This is a genomic window from Serratia entomophila (assembly GCF_021462285.1).
In the GTDB taxonomy this organism is placed as follows: domain Bacteria; phylum Pseudomonadota; class Gammaproteobacteria; order Enterobacterales; family Enterobacteriaceae; genus Serratia; species Serratia entomophila.
In genome coordinates this window covers 3,250,167-3,273,458 of sequence record NZ_CP082787.1, presented here as the reverse complement: position 1 = coordinate 3,273,458, position 23,292 = coordinate 3,250,167, and the positions used below count along the sequence as shown (strand labels likewise).

At 58.4% G+C, this 23,292-nt stretch carries 21 protein-coding genes and 1 tRNA gene; 15 read left to right on the top strand and 7 right to left on the bottom strand.

Annotation, left to right across the window (positions count from 1 at the left end):
- Positions 1-429: 429 nt before the first annotated feature.
- The 3 genes from KHA73_RS15920 (at position 430) to KHA73_RS15910 (ending at position 3,127) form a co-directional block, all read left to right on the top strand.
- Positions 430-1,554 carry an N-acetyltransferase gene (locus KHA73_RS15920; protein ID WP_234585345.1) on the top strand — a complete coding sequence of 375 codons (1,125 nt, stop codon included), beginning with the start codon at positions 430-432 and terminating at the stop codon, positions 1,552-1,554.
- 205 nt (positions 1,555-1,759) lie between these two features.
- Positions 1,760-2,122 carry a diacylglycerol kinase gene (locus tag KHA73_RS15915; RefSeq protein ID WP_234585344.1) on the top strand — a complete coding sequence of 121 codons (363 nt, stop codon included), beginning with the start codon at positions 1,760-1,762 and terminating at the stop codon, positions 2,120-2,122.
- A 105-nt stretch (positions 2,123-2,227) separates the two neighbouring features.
- Complete coding sequence (locus tag KHA73_RS15910) at positions 2,228-3,127, top strand: LysR family transcriptional regulator (protein ID WP_234585343.1); 900 nt, start codon at positions 2,228-2,230, stop codon at positions 3,125-3,127.
- On the opposite strand, the gene KHA73_RS15905 is transcribed toward KHA73_RS15910, so the two are convergent.
- The 3 genes from KHA73_RS15905 to KHA73_RS15895 all read right to left on the bottom strand — a co-directional run bounded on the left by KHA73_RS15905 (position 3,102) and on the right by KHA73_RS15895 (position 6,675).
- Positions 3,102-3,908, bottom strand: a complete 807-nt coding sequence (locus KHA73_RS15905; protein WP_234585342.1) for a substrate-binding domain-containing protein — start codon at positions 3,906-3,908, stop codon at positions 3,102-3,104. The two genes, KHA73_RS15910 and KHA73_RS15905, sit on opposite strands and share 26 nt — an antisense overlap.
- 15 nt (positions 3,909-3,923) lie before the next feature.
- Entirely contained in the window at positions 3,924-5,219 is a 1,296-nt protein-coding gene (gene tcuC / locus KHA73_RS15900) for an MFS transporter (RefSeq protein ID WP_234585340.1), read from the bottom strand.
- Between the two features lie 709 nt (positions 5,220-5,928).
- Positions 5,929-6,675 (bottom strand): NADPH-dependent F420 reductase, encoded by a 747-nt coding sequence (locus KHA73_RS15895; RefSeq protein WP_234585339.1) that lies wholly within the window; start codon positions 6,673-6,675, stop codon positions 5,929-5,931.
- Positions 6,676-6,775: 100 nt separating this feature from the next.
- Here KHA73_RS15895 and KHA73_RS15890 point away from each other — a divergent pair, with 100 nt between their 5' ends.
- Positions 6,776-7,138, top strand: coding sequence for a winged helix-turn-helix transcriptional regulator (locus KHA73_RS15890; RefSeq protein WP_234585338.1), 363 nt, complete (start codon positions 6,776-6,778; stop codon positions 7,136-7,138).
- A gap of 279 nt (positions 7,139-7,417) precedes the next feature.
- Here KHA73_RS15890 and KHA73_RS15885 read toward each other — a convergent pair whose 3' ends face one another.
- The 3 genes from KHA73_RS15885 to KHA73_RS15875 form a co-directional block, all read right to left on the bottom strand.
- Positions 7,418-8,449 (bottom strand): methionine synthase, encoded by a 1,032-nt coding sequence (locus KHA73_RS15885; protein ID WP_234585337.1) that lies wholly within the window; start codon positions 8,447-8,449, stop codon positions 7,418-7,420.
- 25 nt (positions 8,450-8,474) lie between these two features.
- Positions 8,475-9,458, bottom strand: coding sequence for a DUF1852 domain-containing protein (locus KHA73_RS15880; protein ID WP_234585336.1), 984 nt, complete (start codon positions 9,456-9,458; stop codon positions 8,475-8,477).
- A 340-nt stretch (positions 9,459-9,798) separates the two neighbouring features.
- Positions 9,799-9,874, bottom strand: a tRNA-Asn gene (locus KHA73_RS15875).
- Between the two features lie 496 nt (positions 9,875-10,370).
- On the opposite strand from KHA73_RS15875, the gene KHA73_RS15870 reads away from it, so the two are divergent.
- The 5 genes from KHA73_RS15870 to KHA73_RS15850 all read left to right on the top strand — a co-directional run bounded on the left by KHA73_RS15870 (position 10,371) and on the right by KHA73_RS15850 (position 15,434).
- Positions 10,371-11,489, top strand: coding sequence for a branched-chain amino acid ABC transporter substrate-binding protein (locus KHA73_RS15870; RefSeq protein ID WP_234585335.1), 1,119 nt, complete (start codon positions 10,371-10,373; stop codon positions 11,487-11,489).
- Between the two features lie 147 nt (positions 11,490-11,636).
- Positions 11,637-12,551 (top strand): ABC transporter permease subunit, encoded by a 915-nt coding sequence (locus tag KHA73_RS15865; protein WP_234585334.1) that lies wholly within the window; start codon positions 11,637-11,639, stop codon positions 12,549-12,551.
- 11 nt (positions 12,552-12,562) lie between these two features.
- On the top strand, positions 12,563-13,849 hold the full coding sequence (gene livM, locus KHA73_RS15860; protein WP_234585333.1) for a high-affinity branched-chain amino acid ABC transporter permease LivM: 1,287 nt from the start codon (positions 12,563-12,565) through the stop codon (positions 13,847-13,849).
- Positions 13,846-14,721 (top strand): ABC transporter ATP-binding protein, encoded by an 876-nt coding sequence (locus KHA73_RS15855; RefSeq protein ID WP_234585332.1) that lies wholly within the window; start codon positions 13,846-13,848, stop codon positions 14,719-14,721. The genes livM and KHA73_RS15855 overlap by 4 nt, the downstream gene beginning before the upstream one ends.
- A complete protein-coding gene (locus tag KHA73_RS15850) occupies positions 14,718-15,434 on the top strand; it encodes an ABC transporter ATP-binding protein (RefSeq protein WP_234585331.1) in 717 nt (238 codons plus the stop codon). The genes KHA73_RS15855 and KHA73_RS15850 overlap by 4 nt, the downstream gene beginning before the upstream one ends.
- 4 nt (positions 15,435-15,438) lie before the next feature.
- Here KHA73_RS15850 and KHA73_RS15845 read toward each other — a convergent pair whose 3' ends face one another.
- Positions 15,439-16,125 carry an aspartyl/asparaginyl beta-hydroxylase domain-containing protein gene (locus KHA73_RS15845; RefSeq protein ID WP_234585330.1) on the bottom strand — a complete coding sequence of 229 codons (687 nt, stop codon included), beginning with the start codon at positions 16,123-16,125 and terminating at the stop codon, positions 15,439-15,441.
- 275 nt (positions 16,126-16,400) lie between these two features.
- Here KHA73_RS15845 and KHA73_RS15840 point away from each other — a divergent pair, with 275 nt between their 5' ends.
- From KHA73_RS15840 to KHA73_RS15815, 6 genes are all read left to right on the top strand, one after another.
- Positions 16,401-17,591, top strand: coding sequence for a sugar transporter (locus KHA73_RS15840; protein WP_234585329.1), 1,191 nt, complete (start codon positions 16,401-16,403; stop codon positions 17,589-17,591).
- A 135-nt stretch (positions 17,592-17,726) separates the two neighbouring features.
- Positions 17,727-19,124 (top strand): MFS transporter, encoded by a 1,398-nt coding sequence (locus KHA73_RS15835; protein WP_234585328.1) that lies wholly within the window; start codon positions 17,727-17,729, stop codon positions 19,122-19,124.
- A gap of 140 nt (positions 19,125-19,264) precedes the next feature.
- Positions 19,265-20,095 (top strand): alpha/beta fold hydrolase, encoded by an 831-nt coding sequence (locus KHA73_RS15830; protein WP_234585327.1) that lies wholly within the window; start codon positions 19,265-19,267, stop codon positions 20,093-20,095.
- Positions 20,096-20,105: 10 nt separating this feature from the next.
- Positions 20,106-20,525: a DoxX family protein gene (locus KHA73_RS15825; RefSeq protein ID WP_234585326.1), complete on the top strand. Its 420-nt coding sequence runs from the start codon at positions 20,106-20,108 to the stop codon at positions 20,523-20,525.
- Positions 20,509-22,113 (top strand): MFS transporter, encoded by a 1,605-nt coding sequence (locus KHA73_RS15820; RefSeq protein ID WP_234585325.1) that lies wholly within the window; start codon positions 20,509-20,511, stop codon positions 22,111-22,113. The genes KHA73_RS15825 and KHA73_RS15820 overlap by 17 nt, the downstream gene beginning before the upstream one ends.
- Before the next feature lie 97 nt (positions 22,114-22,210).
- Complete coding sequence (locus tag KHA73_RS15815; RefSeq protein ID WP_234585324.1) at positions 22,211-23,269, top strand: NAD(P)H-dependent flavin oxidoreductase; 1,059 nt, start codon at positions 22,211-22,213, stop codon at positions 23,267-23,269.
- The last annotated feature ends 23 nt before the right edge of the window (positions 23,270-23,292 follow it).

Here is a 23,292-nt window from a genome sequence, read left to right as displayed (position 1 = left end):
ACCTCGTACATGGCTATCTTGGAACTTAAACGCTTCATAAACAGTATGCAGCAAGAAATCCAAAAGTGAATGGCTCATTTAACCCGGAACTTAAAAATAGCATTAAGTGGTAAAATCGACGGTGCTTCTCCTGATTAAAGTCGCTACACTAAAAAAGGCGAAGTTCTTTCGCCGAAACAGCACTAAATAATAAAAGAGCACTATTAGCGTAGCCTGTGAGCGCCGCTTTTTGGTTCTCTTTTTTTGATAAATCATGGGAATTACAGGGGGCGCCGGGTAAATAACGCGCTGATTCATATAGGGCAATAATCGGTTTTTCTTATCGATTATCCAGGCAATACACAATCCAATAAACGAGAACAGCATAAAAAATGCTAACGGCGTTGTCGTGCGCTTATTTAATTATTTTATTAAAATCTAAGGCTATTTATGATTCACATTGAGAAAGTTCTGGATAAGCGCGAACTTAAAGCATTTATTGCTTTCCCTTCGTTACTGTTTCGCGATGATCCGAACTGGATTGACCCGCTGTATTTAGAACGCGCGGAGCATCTGTCAAACAAGAACCCCGGCACCGAGCATATTGAATGGCAGGCGTGGGTGGCGAAAAAGAATGGGGAAGTGGTCGGGCGCATCACCGCACAAATCGACTCCCTGCACCGGCAGCTGCATGGTGAGGATACCGGCCACTTCGGCATGATCGACGCCATTGACGATCCCGCCGTTTTCAGCGCGTTATTCACGGCGGCGGAAGCCTGGTTGAGCTCAAAGGGCGCGCGTAACATCACCGGGCCATTCAGCCTCAATATCAATCAGGAAAGCGGCCTGTTGGTCGAAGGGTTTGACACCCCGCCGGCGGCGCTGATGACGCACGCCAAACCTTACTACGCGGCCCAGATAGCGCAGCAAGGCTATACGGAAGGGATTGATCTGCTTGCCTATTGGATGAAAAGAACCGACCTGCATTTTTCGCCTTCGTTAACCCGGATGATGGAGCAGGTGCGCAAAAAGGTGACTATTCGCCGCCTCGACCGCAAGCGCTTTCGGCAGGAGATGCAGGTGCTGCGGGAGGTGTTCAATTCCGGCTGGCAGCATAACTGGGGGTTTGTCCCGTTCACCGAGCACGAGTTCGCCACTATGGGGGATCAGCTTAAGTTCCTGGTGCCCGACGATATGATCCATATCGCCGAGGTGGACGGCGCTCCCTGCGCCTTTATCGTGGGTCTGCCGAACATTAACGAGGCCATCGCCGATCTGCAGGGGCGTTTACTGCCCTTCGGTTGGGCGAAGCTATTGTGGCGGCTGAAAGTCAGCGGCGTACGCACCGCGCGCGTGCCGCTGATGGGCGTGCGTCAGGAATATCAATTCAGCCGCATCGGGCCGATTATCGCGCTGCTGCTTATTGAGGCGCTGCGCGACCCCTTTGCCAAGCGCAATATCGATGCGCTGGAAATGTCGTGGATCCTGGAAACCAATACCGGCATGCGGACGATTTTGGAGCGCATCGGGGCGGTGCCCTATAAGCGTTATCGTTTATATGAAAAACGACTTTAACAGATTGATAATAAATCGGCTTTTAACGCCCTGGAGAGGATAAGAGCGCAGCGTTTTCGGGCGCGGCGATTTTTTGCTGCGGCGCGGATGAATTAAACGCCGCTTGAGGGGCATGGATTAACGTTGTTAATAAATAAACCTGAGTAAAACTCACGCTGCGTGATTTATTTTCGGTGTTTGTCGTGAGTTTATGAGAGCAAAACGCATGCCTGTGGAAAAGAAAAAAGGAATAAGCCGGTTAACGTACAGCATAAAAAACTCATGGGCCGGCTTTATTGACGCCGCGCTCACCGAGGATGCTTTTCGTCAATTATTGGTTATTAACCTGATTTTACTTATCGTTACATTCTTTCTCGATATTACCAAAATGGAACGGCTGTTGTTAATTGCCTGCAGCTTCCTGTTATTGGCGGTTGAGTTGCTTAATACGGCGATTGAAACCGTGGTCGATCGCATTTCGCTGGAGCTGCATCCGTTATCCAAACGCGCCAAAGATCTGGGCGGTGCGGCGCAGCTGGTGGCGGTGGTGATGACCCTCGTTATCTGGGGCGCGGTGCTGCTGGGGTGAGAGCGGCAATGCACGCTCAGGCGTTAAACCGGTTGCCGTGGCTAAATAAGCGACTATCATCGTTGCTTTGCGCCGTTGCCGCCTCTGAAAGGATAGTGTGTCGCTATGCCCGTGAATTTTGATCTCAACGATCTGTACGCCTTCCGCGCGCTGGTTGAATACGGCAATTTTCGGCTGGCCGCGGAGTCCATCTGCCTGTCGCAGTCGGCACTGAGCCGCAGGATAGAGAAGCTGGAGTCTGCGCTGGGCATTAAGTTGTTCGACAGAACCACCCGGCGCGTCACGCTGACGCTCTACGGGCAAACCTTTGCCGAGCGCTCAGACCAGCTGCTGGCGAACGTCGAGTCGGTATTGGCGGATATCAATAAGGTCAGTCAGGATCGCGTGGGGCTGGTCACCGTCGCCACGGTGCCCTCGGCGGCCTACTATTTCATGCCGGACGTGATCCGCCGTTTCCAGGCCCGCTACCCACGGGTGCGCGTCAAGCTTATCGACAGCAGTGCCGGCAACGTCATCGAAGCGGTTGCCAGCGGCCAGGCAGACTTCGGCATCTGTTTTGCGCGCAGCCTGCAAGCCAATATCGAATTCCTGCCGCTGGTGGGGGATGTCTACGTGGCGGCCTGCAGGCGCGATCATCCCATCGCCAGTAAGAAAAGCCTGACCTGGCGCGAGTTTTATCAGCAGGATTATGTGGGGCTGGATAAAACCTCCGGCAACCGCAACCTGCTGGATCAGATGCTGGAACACATCATTCCCGAGCGGCCCAGCATCTGCGAAACCCGCCACGTGACGACCATGCTGGGCATGGTTGAAGCGGGCGTCGGCATCGCCGCCGTGCCCGCGATGTCGATGCCGCCGTCGGAGCATTCGGTGCTGACGCACCTGCCGCTGACCGATCCTGTGGTGAAGCGCACCGTTGGCCTGATCCGGCGCAGCGGGCGCATGCAGTCCTACGTCGCCGCCGAGCTGGAAAAGCTGATCACTGAACGGTATCAGGTTGTTTAACCGGCTGTTCAGCCGGCACGGATCGCATGCCGGTGGCGCGAATGGTGTTTTGCGCCTCGCCGGAAGACAGGAAATTCAGCAACGCCTGGCCTTCCTGGCGGTGCTCTGCCTTGGCGGTGACCGCGCCGGCAAAGCGGGTAATGTACTGCACATCCTCAGGCAGTTCGCCAATAAAGGTGACGCCCGGCACCGGCAGCAGCTCACTCACTTGCTGGAAACCTAGCGTATATTTCCCTTTCGCCACCTCGGACGCCACCGGAATGCGCTCAATCATGTGCGCTTTCTCTTTCACCTGGTCTGCGATACCCAGCTTTTTGAACAGTTGGCCGCTGACATAGCGGCCGCTGGCGCTGTCGGAATAGGCGATGGATTCGGCCTGCAGCAGGGTATTGCGCAGGTCGGCATCCTTTTGGATATTGGGTTTGGGGGCGCCCTGTTTAACCACCATGCCAATCGGCGAGTCGGCCAGCTCCACGCGTGAACCCGGCTGGATCCAGTTCTCCTGTTGCAGGCGGGTCAACGCGTCTCCTACCATAATCACCACGTCGGCTTTTTCGCCGCGCGCCAGGCGCGCCGGGATCGCCTGAGGCGTTTTACCCATCGAGGGGCCGGAGACCACGATGATGTTGTCGCCGGTTTTCGCTTCAAACTGCGGGGCCAGTTTTTCCAGCGCGGCTTTAAACCCGCCTGAAATCATCACGGTCACCTCTTTGGCCGGCACGCCCGTGCTGACAGAGGAAAGCACCAGCGTGGCGAGCAGTGAACGATAAATTTTTTGCATGCCGTAATCCCTGATTTAACGTGCGGTTTGTAATGACAACGTGCTGCGACGGTAAAGATAAAGCGTCGCCAGTAATGCGCATAGCGCGGCAAAGCTCATCCAGTAGCCGGGTGAGGCCTTATCGCCGGTGTATTCAATCAGCGCGGTGGAGATCACCGGGGTAAATCCGCCAAAAACGGCGGTCGCCAGGCTGTAGGCCAGCGAGAAACCGGCAACCCGAACCTCCGTCGGCATGATCTCGGTTAATGCCGGGATCATGGCGCCGTTGTAGAGGCCGTAGAGGAAGGACAGCCACAGCAGCACCGTCAGCATCATGGCAAAGCTGGGGGCTTCGGCCAGCAGGCTGAGCGCGGGATACGCAGTGACCAGCGCCAGCAGCGCCATGGTCACCAAGACCCGTTTGCGGCCAAAGCGATCCGAAAGAGCGCCGCCTACCGGCAGCCACAGGAAGTTGGATATCGCCACCAGCAGTGTCACCAGCAGGCTGTCAGAGGCGCTGAGCATCAGCACTTTTTTGCCGAAGGTTGGCGCATACACGGTGATCAGATAAAACGCGGTGGTGGTCATGGCCACCATCAGCATGCCGGCGATAACCACCGGCCAGTTCGCCAGGAGGGTTTTAAACACCTCGCGCATTGCCAGGTGGTTGCGGCGGGCGCTGAACTCCTGGGTTTCTTCCAGCTTGCGGCGCAGTAAAAAAATGAAAGGCACGATCAGGCAGCCGAACAGGAAAGGCAGACGCCAGCCCCACTCGCGAATGGCGCTTTCGTCCATGGCGGCATTCAGCGCGAAGCCCATCGCTGCGGCCACCATAATGGCCACTTGTTGGCTGCCGGACTGCCAGCTGGTGTAAAAGCCTTTACGGCCCGGCGTGGCGATCTCAGCCAGGTAAACCGATACGCCGCCCAGCTCTGCGCCCGCCGAGAAGCCTTGCAACAAACGGCCGGCCAGCACCAGCAACGGCGCCCACAGCCCGATGGCCTGGTAAGAGGGGATCAGCACAATCAGGAAGGTGCCCGCGGCCATAATCGACAGGGTAACAATCAGCCCTTTACGTCTGCCGACTTTATCAATGTATGCGCCCAGCACGATGGCGCCGATAGGGCGCATCAGGAAGCCCGCGCCAAAGACCGCGAAGGTCATCATCAGCGAGGCGAATTCGCTGCTGGCCGGAAAGAACGTATGGGCGATGTAGGTGGCATAAAATCCGAACAGGAAAAAATCGAACTGCTCCAGAAAGTTGCCGGAGGTCACGCGCAGTATCGCGCTGGTCCTTGCCCGAGTTGTCATTGGTGCGTTAGCGGAATGCATCTTTATCTCCAGTTTGTCATTGACGCTTTTAACAGCATCTGTTTCTGCAGACTGGACCATGAAAATAAAGTAAATAAGCGCAATAAACTCATGGGCTGATGCGTTTTGCGCATGAATAAATGCCAACAATTGCGCGCGATGCGCTGTAACAGGCCGTTAACAAGATTACCCTGTGCGACTTTGCCGGTTACAGGCGAAAAACGTCATGCGCGTTTTGTGACAGGCATCATATAAGGCGCAGGGGCAGAAAAATGCGGATAGGGGGCAAGATGGGCCGCTCGAACACTGTCGCCTTGTCAGCGGGTGAACTCACCGCGGGAAGCGGACATTCGAACGTGCTGCGCCCGACTCGCGAGAGCCCGAATTAACCGTGACGGTTTGTTCTTGCCGATACATCAATCGCCTCTCGTATCTGTTGCATGTCGCGTCGGGGAGGCGCCCCGAACTGTCACACATATTCGCGGTTAAACAGTGATGCACTTTCATAGCCGACAATAAGGCAACGTCAGACGCGCGATGCTCGCCGATGCCCGGAGCAGACGGGTTAATTTCAGCCTAAATGCCTACTCACGGCTCTTAATCAACCACGACCCGCTCCTGCGGGAAGCTAACTGCCAGAAACGGACATAGGTAGAGAAGAGGAAATTAGTGAGGGATCTACCTGTCTTATCGCAGTCATAATCACAGGCAGATTACTCATCAAAAAGAATTAAACGGGCCAATTAATCGCACGATTATTTTCAATTATCTCTTCATGAGACGGCGACTCACCCAATTTTCCGAAGCTGGCATAAAGTAAAGGCAGACGGGCTAAGCCTTCTCCCCTTTTTGCCAGAGGCAGTGCACGAAGCATGGTGGCAGCTTCCCAGTCACAGCAGTAAGAAGGCGTACATGGCTGTTGACGCCATGATTCAGCGATAGACCCTGAAAACACGGGATCAAAGCCGGTATCGTTCACTAGCGACATGGCGATCTGCACTGCGTCATGATGGTCTCCGGCTATTGCAACAGCCAGACGTCCCCGACTCCCCTGTGGCAGGCCAAGTCCGGAGAGCGAATCGGCAAGAATATTGTTAAAGGCTTTCACGACAGGGTGCCCGATTTGCTCCTGAACCCATTCGCTTTCCGTCTGCCCCTCATCCAACGCAGCAATGTGGGGATCGCGCAAGCCTGGATAATAGTTGCTTGTGTCGATCACCGGTACATGTGGAGGAAGGCCTTCGAAAAGCTGATCAGGCAGGTTGCTGAGTGCGGGAAGCGGAATCGAGAGAATGACGACTTCCACGTCAGTGACTGCACCCTGGATGTCTGCGGGTATTGCGTTAATTTCGCTGGCAAAACCACGCACTGCGTCTACTCCGCGTGAATTAGCAACTTTAATATCATGTCCCGCTTCACTCAGTTTACGCGCTAAGGTGCCGCCTATATTACCTGTACCGATTATGCCGATTTTCATATTTAACTCCTGATTCTGTAATGGAGTGAGATACACTATATTCTTGCTGAATAAACAACAAGAACACACAAAATAGTGGGTTACTAACTCAGAGGTAAGTATGGAAAGAGACTGGCGTTGCGATGTGCCCGAACAGCGACTGATGTGGGCTCAGGCTACCACCGAAGCGTTGAAGGTTATTGAAGGTAAATGGAAGATAATAATTATATGTCAGCTTTTCGCAGCTAAAGCCCCACTGCGCTTTTCAGAGTTGGAGCGACGGATGGAAGGCGTAAACCAGAAAATGCTGATACAGCAGCTTAAGCAACTGGAAAAAGACGGAATTGTGTCGCGCATGTTTTATCCCGAAGTCCCTCCTCGTGTTGAATACTCACTTACAGATCTGGGAAAAGCGCTTGGGCCGTCAATGACTGCTTTAATAGAATGGGCTTTACTACGCCGAGAGACTCTCGGATTTGATTAGTTCTGACAGATAGAAAATATTAAATCGGACAGATCTCTCGATTTATCCGTTTCGATAAAATCCTTTAAATAGTATCTGTCTGATTTGCCAAGGCCCGCTTCCCGCTCATAGCAGATCCGACGACCTTTCAGTCTGGCCTGGAAGTGGACGTTACTGACGTCGTGTTGTGTTAAACAATGAAGAACAGCTCAGTCCGCTTGGCGGTTTGGAATGGTTAGCGATTGATCAGAGCGCTAACCGCGGACTGAGCTGTTTCAGGTCATCCAATATTTGGCGAAGCTATTTCGCCAGGAGTTCTTTTCGGACGATTTCTGCGCCTGCGCTTAACGCATCCAGCTTGCCTCTCGCCACGCCACGCGGTAGAGGGATCATGCCGCAGTTAGTGCAAGGGTAGAGCTTGTCGGCGTCGACAAACTGCAGGGCTTTTCGCAGGGTAGCGGCAACTTCTTCCGGTGTTTCAATGGTATTGGTCGCTACGTCAATGGCGCCAACCATCACCTTTTTGCCTCGAATCAGCTCCATCAGCTCCATGGGAACGTGGGAGTTTTGACATTCCAGCGAGATGATATCGATATTGGATTTCTGCAGCTTTGGAAAAATCTCTTCATATTGCCGCCACTCTGAGCCCAGCGTCTTTTTCCAATCGGTATTGGCTTTGATGCCGTAACCGTAGCAAATGTGTACCGCGGTTTCGCATTTAAGCCCTTCAATGGCCCTTTCTAACGTGGCAATGCCCCAATCGTTCACCTCATCGAAGAAAACGTTAAAGGCGGGCTCGTCAAATTGGATAATATCGACGCCCACAGCCTCCAATTCTTTGGCTTCTTCATTGAGAATTTTAGCGAACTCCCAGGCGAGCTTTTCGCGGCTTTTATAGTGGTTATCGTACAGCGTATCGATCATCGTCATCGGCCCTGGCAGGGCCCACTTGATCGGTTGGTCAGTTTGCCGGCGTAAAAACCTGGCGTCTTCGACAAAAACAGATTTTTGCCGGCTCACCGGGCCAACGACCGTCGGTACGCTGGCATCATACCGATTACGAATTTTAACGATCTCGCGTTTCTCAAAATCAACGCCGTTGAGGTGTTCAATAAAGGTGGTGACAAAATGTTGGCGCGTTTGCTCGCCGTCGCTGACAATATCAATACCTGCCTGCTGTTGATCTTCCAGGCACAAACGCAGAGCATCTTGTTTGCCGTCAATCAATTCCTGGTCTTGCAATTTCCAGGGGGACCACAGTTGCTCAGGCTGCGCCAGCCAAGAGGGCTTAGGTAAACTGCCGGCGGTCGACGTCGGTAATAACTTTTTCATAATAGATGACCCTGTATTTTTTTAATCAAAGAACGCAATTAGCAGACCACTGTTCAAGAATGCTTTGGTAGGGTTTAATAAAGTTCTCTTCAGTAAACTTCCCCTGCTCAATAGCTAAATGGCTGCGTTCTTCTCGATCATAAACAATTCGAGTTAAAGAATAATCCTGTTGATTCAGGCTTGGCTGATAGCAATTTCCTGCTGCAGAATTAGCATTGTAAATTTCAGGCCGGTAAATCTTTTGGAAAGTCTCCATCGTGCTGATGGTGCCAATAAGTTCCAGATTAGTGTAGTCGCTGAGCAAGTCGCCATTAAAATAAAAGGCCAAAGGCGCAACGCTGTTTTTTGGCATAAAGTAGCGAGCCTGCAACCCCATTTTATTGAAGTATTCATCGGTCAGCGAAGGTTCGTCTTGCTGATATTCGATACCCAATACCGGGTGCTCATTGCCTGTCCGATAATAGGTGTTTTTACTTGAAACACTCAGGCATATCACAGGCGGCTTATTAAAGTTCGCTCTGTATGCCTCTGAGTTGACAAAGTACTTGAATATGTTCCCATGCAAAGCGCCAAAGTTATCTGGTGTGCTAAACCCGGATTGATTCCTGTTGTGCTCTGACAGCAATACGCTGAAATCATAATCTCGCACGTAAGAGGAGAAGTTATTCCCTACAATGCCTGCAGTGCGTTCGTTGGTTTTTTTATCAAGGATATGGGTTTTCAATATTTCAATCACGGGAAAGATGCCGCGTTTGTCTTCAGCATCAATATTCAATTCGGCGGTCACAATTTCAAGTTCGACGGCGTAACGATCTCCTTTGGGGTTATCCCAATGCGCCAGCGCATTGAAACGATTGTCAATCATCACCAGGGCGTTGCGCAAGTTCTCACGGCGCTTTTCGCCTCTAGCCAAATTGGCAAAGTTGGTCGTGATGCGCGTGCTTTCGGAGGGGTTATAATTCTCGTCGAAAGAAATGCTGTTAATAGTAAATTTGAATTTATTATTCATCGTAATTTGGTATCCTAAATTCTGATATAAAATCTGGTTTTATTGCTTGCTATTCAGGATTTCCAAATTTCTTTTCTGGTTTTCTCATTTAGCAGGCTTTATATTATCTATTGTTAATAGCTATGCACATGTTATGCCTGAGTCATTGATTGAGGAAAAGTGATTTAATTTCATTGAACATGAACGATATTCATGATGAGGCGCGCGGCCAGGAGCGGCGCAGTTGCAGAAGGCGCCGCCCCAAGGGATCCACACCGGCAATCCACCGGGAGTTTAGCGCAGCTCAAAACCTCAAAAGCAAAAAGCCCGCTTAAGTTTCCTTAAGCGGGCTTTTCTAATATGGCTCCTCTGACTGGACTCGAACCAGTGACATACGGATTAACAGTCCGCCGTTCTACCGACTGAACTACAGAGGAATCGTGTGAACGGGGCGAATAATAGCGGCGTCGCCGGGCTTTGTCAAAGCGCTAAACCGTGAAAAAAGCGCGTTTGCTGCCAGAATGAGCATCTTGCGCTGTTTTTCGGCACTCATCGCGCTTATGCGATGGTTTTGCCGGCAAACTCTTTGCACCCGGCGCTGCACCTTTATGGTGCGCCCACGTATTTCCCGCCTGTTTCCCCGCCTACCGCTACACCTCCCGCACCGTCGATAATCCCCTGCACGGCGGCGCATCGCCCGGGTTCGGTAATTTATATGTACGATGAATAAGCAAAAAATATGTATTGGCCGTCACAATGGCTGGATTTTTGCTTACTTAATTTTGGGTAATGCGACTGCGCTCTCACGCAAATTATTTTCGCCGTCTACACATAAAGTGACGCGCTCTGCGCCCCCGGGCGTTCCGCTGTCCCCGTCATGCTTGAAGCCGCTCCAGATATCTGGGGTATCAAAACAGTGCTGAGGAAAAAACAATGTCATCAAAATTGATTAAAAGTCCGCTCGCTGCTCTGCTTATCGGTTGTTTAGGAACCGCTTTCACTGCCCAGGCCGATATCGTTATCGGCGTCGCCGGGCCGTTCTCCGGGCCGAACGCCACCTATGGCGATCAGTACTGGCGCGGCGCTTCGCAGGCGGCGGCGGACATCAACGCCGCCGGCGGGATTAAAGGGGAAAAAATCAAACTGGTGCAGGGCGACGACGCCTGCGAACCGAAACAGGCGGTGGCGGTCGCCAACCGTTTGGTCGATCAGGACAAGGTCGCGGCGGTGGTGGGACACTTCTGCTCGTCTTCCACCATGCCCGCCTCCGAGGTGTATGACGAGGCCGGCATCATCGCCATCACCCCCGGCTCCACCAACCCGCAGATCACCGAGCGCGGTATGACCAACATGTTCCGCATGTGCGGCCGCGACGACCAGCAAGGGGTGATCGCCACCAACTACATGCTGGATACGCTAAAGGCCAAGCGCATCGCGGTGATCCACGACAAAGACACCTATGGCCAGGGGCTGGCGGACGCCGCCAAAGCGGCGATGAACAAGCGCGGGGTGAAAGAGGTGCTGTATGAGGGGCTGTCGCGCGGCGAGAAAGACTTCAACGCGCTGGTCACCAAAATCGCCTCGGTCAAGCCGGACGTAGTGTACTTCGGCGGCTGCCACCCGGAAGCCGGGCCGCTGGTGCGCCAGATGCGTGAGCAGGGAGTTACCGCCAAATTCTTCTCCGGCGACTGCATCGTAACCGAAGAACTGGTCACCGCCGCCGGCGGCCCGCAGTACACCAACGGCGTGCTGATGACCTTCGGCAACGACCCGCGCGTGATCCCGGACGGTAAGGCGGTAATCGCCAAATTCCGCGCCAGCGGTTTCGAGCCGGAAGGCTATACCCTGTACTCCTACGCGTCGATCCAGGCGATCGCCGCCGCCTTCAGCGCCACCGGCGGCAAAGACAGCGCCAAGGCCAGCGAATGGCTGAAGTCGCACGACGTGGATACGGTGATGGGCAAGAAAGCCTGGGACAAAAAAGGCGACCTGAAGGTGTCGGATTACGTAGTCTATCAATGGGATGACAAAGGCAAATACCACCAACTCTAACCTTTTCCTGCGTCTTTCAGGCTGCAGCGTTTGCAATGCGCCGAGATGGACTAAAAGCGGATCCGCGCATTGGGCGGATCCGTTCCGATACTTCCTTTGGGCCGCGTCGGATTTCGTTTGCGGCCTCACCAGGCGAGACTGCTCATTATGGACGTTTTCTTTCTGCAACAGATGATCAACGGCCTGACCCTTGGCGCGGTGTATGGCCTGATCGCCATCGGCTACACCATGGTCTATGGCATCATCGGCATGATTAACTTCGCCCACGGCGAGGTGTACATGATCTCCGCCTACCTGTGCGCCATCGGCCTGGCGCTGCTCTCTTTCTTCGGGCTGCACTCGTTCCCGCTGCTGATCCTCGGCACGCTGGTGTTCACCATCGTCATTACCGGCGTTTACGGTTGGGTGATCGAGCGCATCGCTTATAAACCGCTGCGCAACTCCACCCGCCTGGCGCCGCTGATCTCGGCCATCGGCATGTCGCTTATTTTGCAAAACTACGCGCAAATCAGCCAGGGGCCGCGCCAGCAGGGGATCCCGACGCTGCTGAGCGGCGTGTTCCGCGTCGAGTTCGACGGCGGCGTGGTGCAAATCACCTATACCAAGGTGTTTATCCTGGTGGCTTCGCTGCTGGGCATGGCGATCCTCACCTACATCATCCAGCGCACCCGGCTGGGGCGCATCTGCCGCGCCACCCAGCAGGACCGCAAGATGGCGTCGATTTTGGGCATCAATACCGATCGGGTGATCTCGCTGGTGTTCGTGATCGGCGCCGCCATGGCCGGGCTGGCCGGGGTGTTGATCACCATGAACTACGGCACCTTCGATTTTTACGTCGGCTTTATCATCGGCATCAAGGCCTTCACTGCGGCAGTGCTGGGGGGCATCGGTTCGCTGCCTGGCGCGATGCTCGGCGGGCTGCTGCTGGGCGTGGCCGAGGCGCAGTTCGCCGGCATGGTGAACTCGGATTACAAAGATGTATTCTCCTTCGGGCTGCTGGTGGCGATCCTGATATTCCGCCCTCAGGGCCTGCTCGGCCGGCCGTTGGTCGCCAAGGTGTGAGGGAGAAAATCATGTCGCAAACCCTGATCAATACCGGGCTGGACGTTAAACGCAGCCTGCTGGACGCCGTGCTGGCGGGGCTTATCGCCCTGATCGTGTTCGGGCCGATCGTCGGCATCGTGCTGAACGGCTACAGCTTCAACTTCGAGCCGCACCGGCTGGTGTGGATTATCGCGGCGGTGATGGCCGGGCGGCTGCTGCTCAGCCTGTTCCTGCAAACCGCCCCAGGGCGCAAGGTGCTGGCGCGTTTCGACGGCGGTAACGACGGCGTGTACGTGCGGCCGCTGGGCTACCAATCCCGTATGCGTTGGGTGATCCCGCTGATGGTGGCGATAGCGCTGCTGTTTCCCTTCATCGCCACCAAATACCTGCTGACGGTGGCGATCCTCGGTCTGATCTACGTGCTGCTTGGGCTGGGGCTGAATATCGTGGTTGGGCTGGCGGGGCTGCTGGATCTGGGTTACGTGGCGTTTTACGCCATCGGCGCCTACGGGCTGGCGCTGGGCTACCAGTATCTGGGGCTGGGGTTTTGGGCGATGCTGCCGCTGGGGGCGCTGATGGCGGCGCTGGCGGGCGCGTTGCTGGGCTTCCCGGTGCTGCGCATGCACGGCGATTATCTGGCCATAGTGACGCTGGGCTTTGGCGAAATCATCCGGCTGGTGCTGAACAACTGGATGTCGCTGACCGGCGGCCCCAACGGCGTTTCGGTGCCTTCGCCGACCATTTTCGGCCTGGAGTTTGGCCGGCGAGCCAAAGACGGCGGGGTGCCGATCCACGAGTTCCTCGGCATCGGCTATAACCCCAACCTCAAGTTCATCTTTATCTATGCGGTGCTGTTTCTGGTGGTGCTGCTGGTGCTGTACATCAAGCACCGGCTGACGCGCATGCCGATCGGCCGCGCCTGGGAAGCGCTGCGCGAAGACGAAATCGCCTGCCGCTCTCTGGGCCTGAACCACGTGCTGGTGAAACTGTCGGCCTTTATGATGGGCGCCTCTACCGCCGGGCTGGCCGGGGTGTTTTTCGCCACCTATCAGGGGTTCGTTAACCCGACCTCGTTCACCTTCTTCGAATCGGCGCTGATCCTGGCGATCGTGGTGCTGGGCGGCATGGGGTCGACCATCGGCGTGGTGCTGGCGGCCTTCGTGCTCACGGTGGCGCCCGAGTTGCTGCGCAGCTTCGCCGAATACCGGGTGTTGCTGTTTGGCGTGTTGATGGTGGTGATGATGATCTGGCGGCCGCGCGGGCTGGTGCGCATCAGCCGCGCCAGCTTTGCCGCCCGCAAGGGGGTGGCGCCATGAGCGACGCTATCCTGCGGGTGGAACATTTGATGATGCGCTTCGGCGGCATCAAGGCGCTGAACGACGTTAATCTGGAGGTGGAGCGCGGCTCCATCACCGCCTTGATCGGCCCCAACGGCGCCGGCAAAACCACGGTATTCAACTGCCTGACCGGCTTTTACCGCGCCAGCGGCGGCGCCATTTTGCTGAATACCCACAAGCGGCCGACCGACGTTATCCAGGTGCTGGGGCAAAAATTCCGCGCCGGCGACTGGATCAACCCAAAGCGGCTGGGCTCGCGCCTTTACTACAAAATGTTCGGCGGCACCCACCTGGTCAACCGCGCCGGCCTGGCGCGCACCTTCCAAAACATCCGGCTGTTCCGCGAGATGTCAGTGGTGGAGAACCTGCTGGTGGCGCAGCACATGCTGAGCAACCGCAACCTGATTGCCGGGGTGCTGAATACCCCGGGCTACCGCAAGGCCGAAAACGAGGCGCTGGACCGCGCCTTTTACTGGCTGGAGGTGGTGGATCTGGTGGACTGCGCCAACCGCTTGGCGGGGGAGATGTCCTACGGCCAGCAGCGCCGGCTGGAGATCGCCCGAGCCATGTGCACCACGCCGGAGATGATCTGCCTCGACGAACCGGCCGCCGGGCTCAATCCGGTGGAAACGGCCACGCTGAGCCGCATTATCCGCTTTTTGCGCCAGCATCACGGCATCACGGTGCTGCTGATTGAGCATGACATGGGGATGGTGATGGAGATCTCCGATCGGGTGATCGTGCTCGATCACGGCGACGTGATCGCGCGCGGCACGCCGAAGGAAATCCAGCATAACGATGCGGTGATAGCCGCCTACCTTGGCGCGGACGAAGAGGAGCTGGCGGGATGAGTGAAGCGATGCTGGAATTTCGCAATGTCGACGTGTTTTACGGCCCGATCCAGGCGCTGCGGCAGGTGTCGCTGCAGGTGAACGAAGGGGAGACGGTGGCGCTGATCGGCGCCAACGGCGCGGGCAAATCCACGCTGCTGATGTCGATCTTCGGCCAGCCGCGCATCAGCGGCGGGCAGATCCTGTTTCGCGGCGAAGACATCAGCCGCCGTTCCACCCATTTCGTCGCCAGCAGCGGCATTGCGCAGGCGCCGGAGGGGCGGCGCATCTTCCCGGACATGAGCGTGGAGGAAAACCTGCTGATGGGCACCATTACCGTCGGCAATCGCTATGTGCAGGAGGATCTGCAGCGGATGTTCGAGCTGTTTCCACGGCTGAAGGAGCGGCGCAACCAGCGGGCGATGACCATGTCCGGCGGCGAACAGCAGATGCTGGCGATCGCCCGGGCGCTGATGAGCCGGCCCAAACTGCTGCTGCTGGACGAACCCAGCCTCGGGTTGGCGCCGATCATCGTCAAACAGATCTTCGGCGTGTTGCGCGAGCTGACCCGCAGCGGCATGACGCTGTTCCTGGTGGAGCAGAACGCCAACCATGCGCTGAAGCTGTCGGATCGCGGTTACGTGATGGTCAACGGCCAGATCCGCCTGAGCGGCAGCGGCGAAGAGCTGCTGAGCAATCAGGAGGTGAGAAAGGCCTATCTGGGCGGCGGATAACCGCCTAGAACGTGCGCTGGATCCAGCGCACGTTCAACCGCACCAGCGCGATGATGGCGCGGGAAAGCAGCCGCAGCCCGCCGGGCAAATCGCGGCGGCGAACGTCCAGCAGCAGCACGGTGCGCACCTGCTCGCTGTCGTTCCACACCTCGTGTTCGAAGGTATCGTCCCACAGCATGAACTCGCCCTCGCGCAGCCGATATTCCCGCCCGTCGACCTTCAGCACCGCAGCGGGCGAACCGTCTTCGCGTTTGGGCATGTCCAGCACCAGATAGCCGCGCAAAATGCCGCGGAACGGGCCGCGGTGCGCCGGCACCTGTTTGCCGGGTGCCAGGAAGGAGAGCGAAGCGGACAGCACGTCCGGTGAAGCGGCGATGATGCCGGCCAGCGTCGGGCAGCGCGCCAGGTTGCGGGGGATGGGTTGGCCGTAGGCTTGCATGATGAACATGCGCCAGTCGCGCGCGTCATTGGCGGAGATCGACGCCTGTTCGCTCATGATCTCGTGAAAACGCGGGATATTATGCAGGTCATGGGCGACGGCCAGCGCTTCGTCGCGGATCTGCCGCCAGTGTGCGGTAAAGCGCTGCGCGTCCGGGAACAATGCGGCGCAGTCCAGCACCGGCGTCCCCTGAATGCGGCGATCGTAAACGTTACGCAAAGCAAGCACGGACCAATCATAAATAGCCGACATAGTGACCTCGCATTGAGAAACGCCAGTTGAGCAATTTTCGCCTATGCTGCGCCGCGCTCCGGCAGAGGCGGGGAATGCGCGGCATGGCGAAAAGAAAATCGGTACGCTTCAAGAGATTAGCACAATATCTCCACAGCAGGCAGCCGGGAAATGCGCCGAACACCGGGGAAGCGCGCGCCGAAAAAAACGCGCAATAAAAATGTGACGCTTATCGCATTTATCCCGCCAGTTGGTTAAAATATCGCTACTGCTCGCACCTGCCGGATCCCTGCCATATGGAACAAGCCAACGTCTCCCGTTCAACCGCCTGGTTGCGGGTGGTCATTCTTGCCGTCTCGGCCTTTATCTTTAATACCACCGAGTTCATTCCGGTCGGTTTACTGAGCGACATCGCCGCCAGCTTCTCGATGCAAACCGAGCAGGTCGGGCTGATCATCACCATTTACGCCTGGATCGTCGCCGCCGCCTCGCTGGTGTGCATGCTGCTGACCAGCAAGATCGAGCGCCGCAGGCTGCTGATCGGGGTATTTATCCTGTTCATCGCCAGCCACGTGCTGACCGCAGTGGCCTGGAACTTCACCACGCTGGTGATTTCCCGCGCCGGCGTGGCGCTGGCTCACTCGGTGTTCTGGTCGATCACCGCCTCGCTGGCGATCCGCGTGGCGCCGGCGGGCAAAAAAGCGCAGGCGCTGAGCCTGCTGGCCGGCGGCACCGCGCTGGCGATGGTGCTCGGCCTGCCGTTGGGGCGCGTCGTTGGCCAGATCCTCGGCTGGCGCATGACCTTTATCGGCATCGCGGTATGCGCCACCCTGGCGCTGGTGCTGCTGTGGCGCCTGCTGCCGGTGTTGAAAAGCGAGCATTCCGGCTCGTTGTCCAGCGTGCCGATGCTGTTCAAACGCCCGGCGCTGGTCAGCCTGTATATGCTGACCATCATCGTGATTACGGCGCACTTCACCGCCTACAGCTACATCGAGCCGTTTATCCAAACCGTGGCCGGACTGTCGGAGAACTTCACCACCCTGATGCTGCTGCTGTTCGGCGCCGCCGGCATCGTCGGCAGCCTGTTGTTCAGCCGCTTCAGCGAACGCTTTCCGTCGGGCTTCTTTATCGGCGCCATCGCGCTGCTGGCGCTGAGCCTGTTGCTGCTGCTGCCGGCCTCCGGCGATGAAAACCACCTGACGCTGCTGTGCATCGTCTGGGGCATGGCGATCATGGCTATCGGTCTGTCGATGCAGGCCAGGGTGCTGAGCCTGGCGCCGGACGCTACCGACGTGGCGATGTCGATCTACTCCGGGCTGTACAACTTCGGCATTGGCGGCGGCGCGCTGCTGGGCAACCAGGTCAGCCTGCATCTGGGCATGGGCAACATCGGCTTCGTCGGCGCGCCGTTGGCGCTGATCGCCCTCGGCTGGTGCCTGCTCAATTTTTATCGCAGCGGGCGGCTGCAACAGCAGCACAGCCGCTAAATTTTTTTGCTGTAAAACAGTCTGCTGCAGTTTTTTATGCTTAACTTTTTTTCATAGTCTGCTAATTAAAAATTTAACTCCGCCGTCGGATCGCTAGCATAGAAAGTTATCAAATATGTTAATGCGAGGTTAACGGTGAGTGATTCTGTAGCGGCGGCGCCGATCCATGAAAGGGATTTATCGGCAAGAATCGATGCCTTGCCCGCCTCGGCCGGCCTGTGGCGTTTTATCGCCCTGCTGGCGCTGGGGGGCTTTTTCGAACTCTACGATCTGTTTCAAACCGGCTATATCAGCACCGGCCTGATCGCCGACGGCATTTTCCATATCGGCGCGCAGGGGGTGTTCGGCGTGTCGGACCAGGCGGCCTTCGCCTCCGCCACCTTTCTTGGCCTGTTTATCGGCGCCAGCCTGCTCAGCCCCTATGCCGATCGCTTCGGCCGCCGCACCACCTTCATGTTCGCTCTGGCCTGGTACGGCGCGTTCTCGCTGCTGTTGGCGTTCCAGCAGCAGGCGGAGTGGGTGATCTTCCTGCGCTTTTTAGTGGGCGTGGGCCTCGGCATTGAGCTGGTGACCATCGACACTTACCTCACGGAGTGGGTGCCCGCGCATCTGCGCACCCGGGCTTTCGCTTTCTCGTTTTTCATTCAGTTTCTGTCGGTGCCGGCGGTGGCGCTGATGTCCTGGTGGCTGGTGCCGCAAACTATTCTCGGGCTGAGCGGCTGGCGCTACGTGGTGATTGCCGGCGCAGCGGCTTCGCTGGTGATCTGGCTGGTGCGCAAGGGGCTGCCGGAATCGCCGCGCTGGCTGGTGCAGCAGCGGCGTTATGCGCAGGCGCGGCGGGTAATGCTGGAGATGGAACGGCGCTGCGGCGTGACCGAAGCGGCGGAGCTTCCGCCAGGGCGCACCGCCGAGGCGGAGTTGCCGCCGCGGCAGGGGAGTTTTAAGGATATCTGGTCGCCGCGTTATCGCGGCCGCACGCTGATGCTGGTGGTGATGAACTTTTTTCAGGCCATCGGCTTCTTCGGTTTCGGCAACTGGCTGCCGGCGCTGCTGTCCGGCAAGGGCGCTTCCGTCACCCACAGCCTGCTGTACGCCTTTTTCATTACGCTGGCGTACCCGCTCGGTTCGCTGCTGTGCAGCCGCTATGCCGACAGGATGGAGAACAAGTGGCAGATCGTTCTGTCTTGCCTGGTGACGGTGATTTTCGGTTCGCTGTTTGCGCTGCAAAATAATCCGCTGTGGCTGATTCTGTGCGGTTTCTTCATCACCTGGTCCAACGCCTGGCTGACCTACAGCTACCACTCCTATCAGTCCGAGGTGTTCCCGACCTACATCCGCGCCCGCGCCGTGGGGTTCTGTTACTCGTTCAGCCGCCTGTCGACGGTGTTCAGCAGCATCATCATCGGCATTATCCTGCAGTACGGCGGCTCGCAGGGGGTGATCGCCTTCATCGTCGCCAGCATGCTGATCGTGATGCTGGTGATCGGGCTGTTCGGCCCGAAGACGCGCGGCATCGACCTGGAAAACATCTGATCCCTCCGCCGGCGGCAGCGCCGGCATCTCCAGCAAAAAAATTCGCGATCATCCGAAAATTATTCCGTTATCACTGCTTTTGCCCCTGTCTTACTGTTACCCGGAGCAGGTCCTATTCGATACCGATCGGGGGAAACACCATGAGCACTATCACCATGCAAGACGGCGCGCGCATTTTCTATAAGGATTGGGGCCGTGGCCAACCGATCCTGTTCTCCCACGGTTGGCCGCTTTCCGCCGACGCCTGGGACAACCAGATGTTGTTTTTCGGCCAAAGCGGATTCCGCGTGATCGCAGCGGATCGCCGCGGCCACGGCCGTTCGGACCAAACCTGGGACGGCAACACGATGGACCAGTATGCGGACGATTTGGCGGCGCTGATTGAAGCGCTGGATCTGCGCGATTTGATCCTGGTCGGCCACTCTACCGGCGGTGGCGAAGCGGTGCGCTACATCGGGCGGCACGGCAGCGCCAGGGTGGCGAAGCTGGTGCTGGTGGGGGCGGTGCCGCCGCTGATGCTGCAAACCTCGGCCAACCCGGAAGGGCTGCCGATGGCCGCCTTCGACGGCATTCGCAGCGGCACGGCGGGCAATCGCTCGCAGTTCTTCCGCGATCTGGCGGTGCCGTTCTACGGCTTTACCTGCGACGAGATCGAAAGCAACGCCGGGCTGATAGACGGCTTCTGGCTGATGGGGATGCAGGGCGGCATCAAGGGGCTGTATGACTGCGTGCGCGAATTCTCCGAGGTTGATTACACGGCGGATCTGTTGGCCGTCGACACACCGACGCTGTTGGTGCACGGCGACGCCGACCAAATCGTGCCCCTTGCCGCTTCTGCGCAGAAAGCCGCTAAGCTGTTGAGACAGGCGGAGCTGAGGGTGTATCCGGGCGGATCGCACGGCCTGGCGCAGCGCGATCCCGATCGCTTCAACGCCGATCTGCTGGCGTTTATTCAAAATGCGCCGTTCTAAGGGGGCGATGATGACAATCTGGTTATTGGCGCGCCTCAACGTTCCCGCAGTGCGTTGGCTGCTGTTGCTGGCGGTCTGCGCCGCTTATCTGCAGGGCGGCCTGGTCAAGGCGCTGGACTTCGACGGCGCGGTGGCGGAAATGGTTCACTTCGGCCTGCGGCCGGCGCCGCTGTTCGCCGCCCTGGTAACGGCGCTGGAGCTGGGAGCGTCGGCGTTGATCCTGAGCGGTTTCCACCGCTGGCTCGGCGCGTTTGCGCTGGCCGGCTTTACGCTGGCGGCGACGCTGATGGCCAACCCGTTCTGGTTGCTGGATGGGGCGGAGCGCGCAGGCGCGATGAACGGTTTTTTTGAACATATTGGCCTGGCCGGCGCGCTGTTGCTGGTGGGCGTTAACGATCTGAAGGAGAGGGCGCATGGCGCAACAGGCTGAGAGCCGAGCGGGCGGTTTTGCGCCCTTGAAGATACCGGTATTCGCCGTCTTGTGGGGCGCTACGGTGCTGGGTAACGTCGGCAGCTTTATGCGCGATGTCGCCAGCTCCTGGCTGATCACCGATCTTTCGGCCAACCCCTCGGCGGTGGCGCTGATGCAGACCGCCGCCACGCTGCCGGTATTCCTGCTGGCGATCCCGGCCGGGGTGCTGTCGGATATCCTCGATCGCCGGCGTTTCCTGATTTTTGTGCAGATCCTGCTGGCCTGCGTCAGCGGCAGCCTGTTGCTGCTGTCGCAAAGCGGCGCGCTGACGGTGGAATACCTGTTGGCGCTGACCTTCGTCGGCGGCATCGGCGCGGCGCTGATGGGGCCGACCTGGCAATCGATCGTGCCGGAGCTGGTGCCGCGCGCCGATTTGCGCAATGCGGTGGCGCTGAATTCGCTGGGCATCAACATTGCCCGCGCCATCGGCCCGGCGGCGGGTGGGCTGCTGTTGGCCAGCTTTGGCGCCGGCGCGGCCTATGGCGCGGACGTCATGAGCTATGTGCTGGTGGTGGCGGCGCTGCTGTGGTGGAAACGGCCGAAGGTGGAAGACAGCGGCCTGTCCGAGCACTTTTTCGGCGCTTTCCGCGCCGGTATCCGCTATGCCCGCGCCAGCCGCGAACTGCACGTGGTCTTGCTGCGGGCGGCGGTATTCTTCGCCTTCTCCAGCTCGGTGTGGGCATTGTTGCCGCTGGTGGCGCGCCAGATGCTGGGCGGCAGCGCCGGATTTTACGGCATTCTGTTAGGGGCGGTCGGCGCCGGGGCGATCCTCGGGGCGGTGCTGCTGCCGCGCTTGCGCCAACGGTTGAACGCCGATGGTTTGGTGCTGCTGGCGGCGGTGATCACCGCGGCGGTGATGGCGGCGTTGTCGCTGGCGCCGCCTCAGTGGGTGGCGGTGTTGCTGTTGCTGGCGCTGGGCGGCGGCTGGATTATCGCCCTGACCTCATTGAACGGGGCGGCGCAGGGGATATTGCCCAACTGGGTACGCGGGCGCGGCCTGGCGATTTATCTGATGGTGTTCAACGGCGCGATGGCCGCCGGCAGCCTGCTGTGGGGGCTGGTCGCGCAGCAAATTGGCGTCGCCGCCACCTTGCTGGCGGGCGGCGCCGGCCTGCTGGCGGCGGGGTTGGCGTTTCACCGCCTGCGCCTGCCGCAGGGCGAGGCCGATCTGCAGCCGTCGAACCACTGGCCCGAGCCGCTGCTCAACACTCCGATCGAGCACGATCGCGGCCCGGTGATGATCCAGGTGGAATACCGCATCCGCGAACAGGATCGGCCGGCGTTTTTACGCACGCTGCTGATGCTGGAGCGGGCGCGCCGCCGCGACGGCGCCTACGCCTGGGGCATTACCGAGCACACCGGCGATCCGGAGCGGGTGATGGAGTGGTTCCTGGTGGAGTCCTGGGCGGAGCACCTGCGGCAGCATCAGCGGGTGTCGCACGCCGACGCCGATCTGCAGCAGGAGGCGCTGCGCTTCCATATCGGTCCGGATCAACCCGTGGTGCACCACTTCCTGTCGCTGGATCGGCGGCAGGCGAAGCATTAACTGCACGGTGAGCCGATGAGAAGGTGCTATGCTTTTGGTCGGTTCGGCGGCGTGCCCGCCGTGAAGACGAACGTATCAAGCACAGGGAGAAACATTGATGACGGCACCTTCTGCTTTTGCCCATGAGCTCGGGTTGCGCTATCCGATTGTTCAGGGGCCGATGAACGGCGCTTCGCCGCCGGATTTGGCGGTGGCGGTCAGCAACGCCGGGGCGCTGGGTTCGTGCGCGGCGGCGCTGTTTTCACCGGCGACGATCCTCGAACGGGTGCAGCAGATCCGCGCGCAGACCGCCGCGCCGTTCAATATCAATCTGTTTCTCCTCGATGAACAGCACCCGGAAATCGCTGAGCTGAAGCGCGCCCAGCACCTGCTGCGGCCGTTCCGCGAAGCGCTGGGGCTGAGCGAGCCGGAAATTCCGGCCAGGTTCGCCGAAAACAACCGCGATCAGATCGCGGCGCTGCTGGAGGCCGCCCCGCCGGTGGTCAGCTTTACCTTTGGCGTGCTGCCGCGTGAAACGGTCGCGCAGTTCAAAAAAGCCGGCTCGCGGGTCATCGGCACCGCCACCACGGTGGCGGAAGCCAGAGCCTGGGAAGAGGCGGGCGCCGATTTTGTTTGCGTATCCGGCTCGGAAGCCGGTGGCCATCGGCCAACCTTCCTCGGCGATGTCGAACAGTCTTCGGTTGGCCTGCTGGCGTTGATCCCGCAGGTGGCGGCGGCGGTGAAGATCCCGGCGATCGCCGCCGGCGGCATCATGGACGGGCGCGGCATCGCGGCCGCAATGCTGCTCGGCGCGCAGGCGGCGCAGCTGGGCACCGCCTTCCTCTGCAGCCCGGAATCGGGCATCGCCGAAGCGTGGCGCACGGCGTTACGCACCGCCGGCGATGACAGCACGCGCCTGACGCGGACGTTCAGCGGCCGGCCGGCGCGCGGCATCGTCAACGAGTTTATGGAGCGGATGCGTCCTTTCGAACAGCAAATCCTGCCTTACCCGGTGCAAAATGCCCTGACCGGCGACATTCGCCAGGCGGCGGCAAAAGCGGGGCGAGCGGAGTTTATGTCGTTATGGGCCGGGCAGGGCGTGGCGCTGGGGCGGCCGATGCCGGCGGCGCAGCTGGTGGCCCTGCTTGCGGAAGAGCTTGCGGCGACCCGCGGCTGAAGCCGGTTATGCCGCTGGAAGGT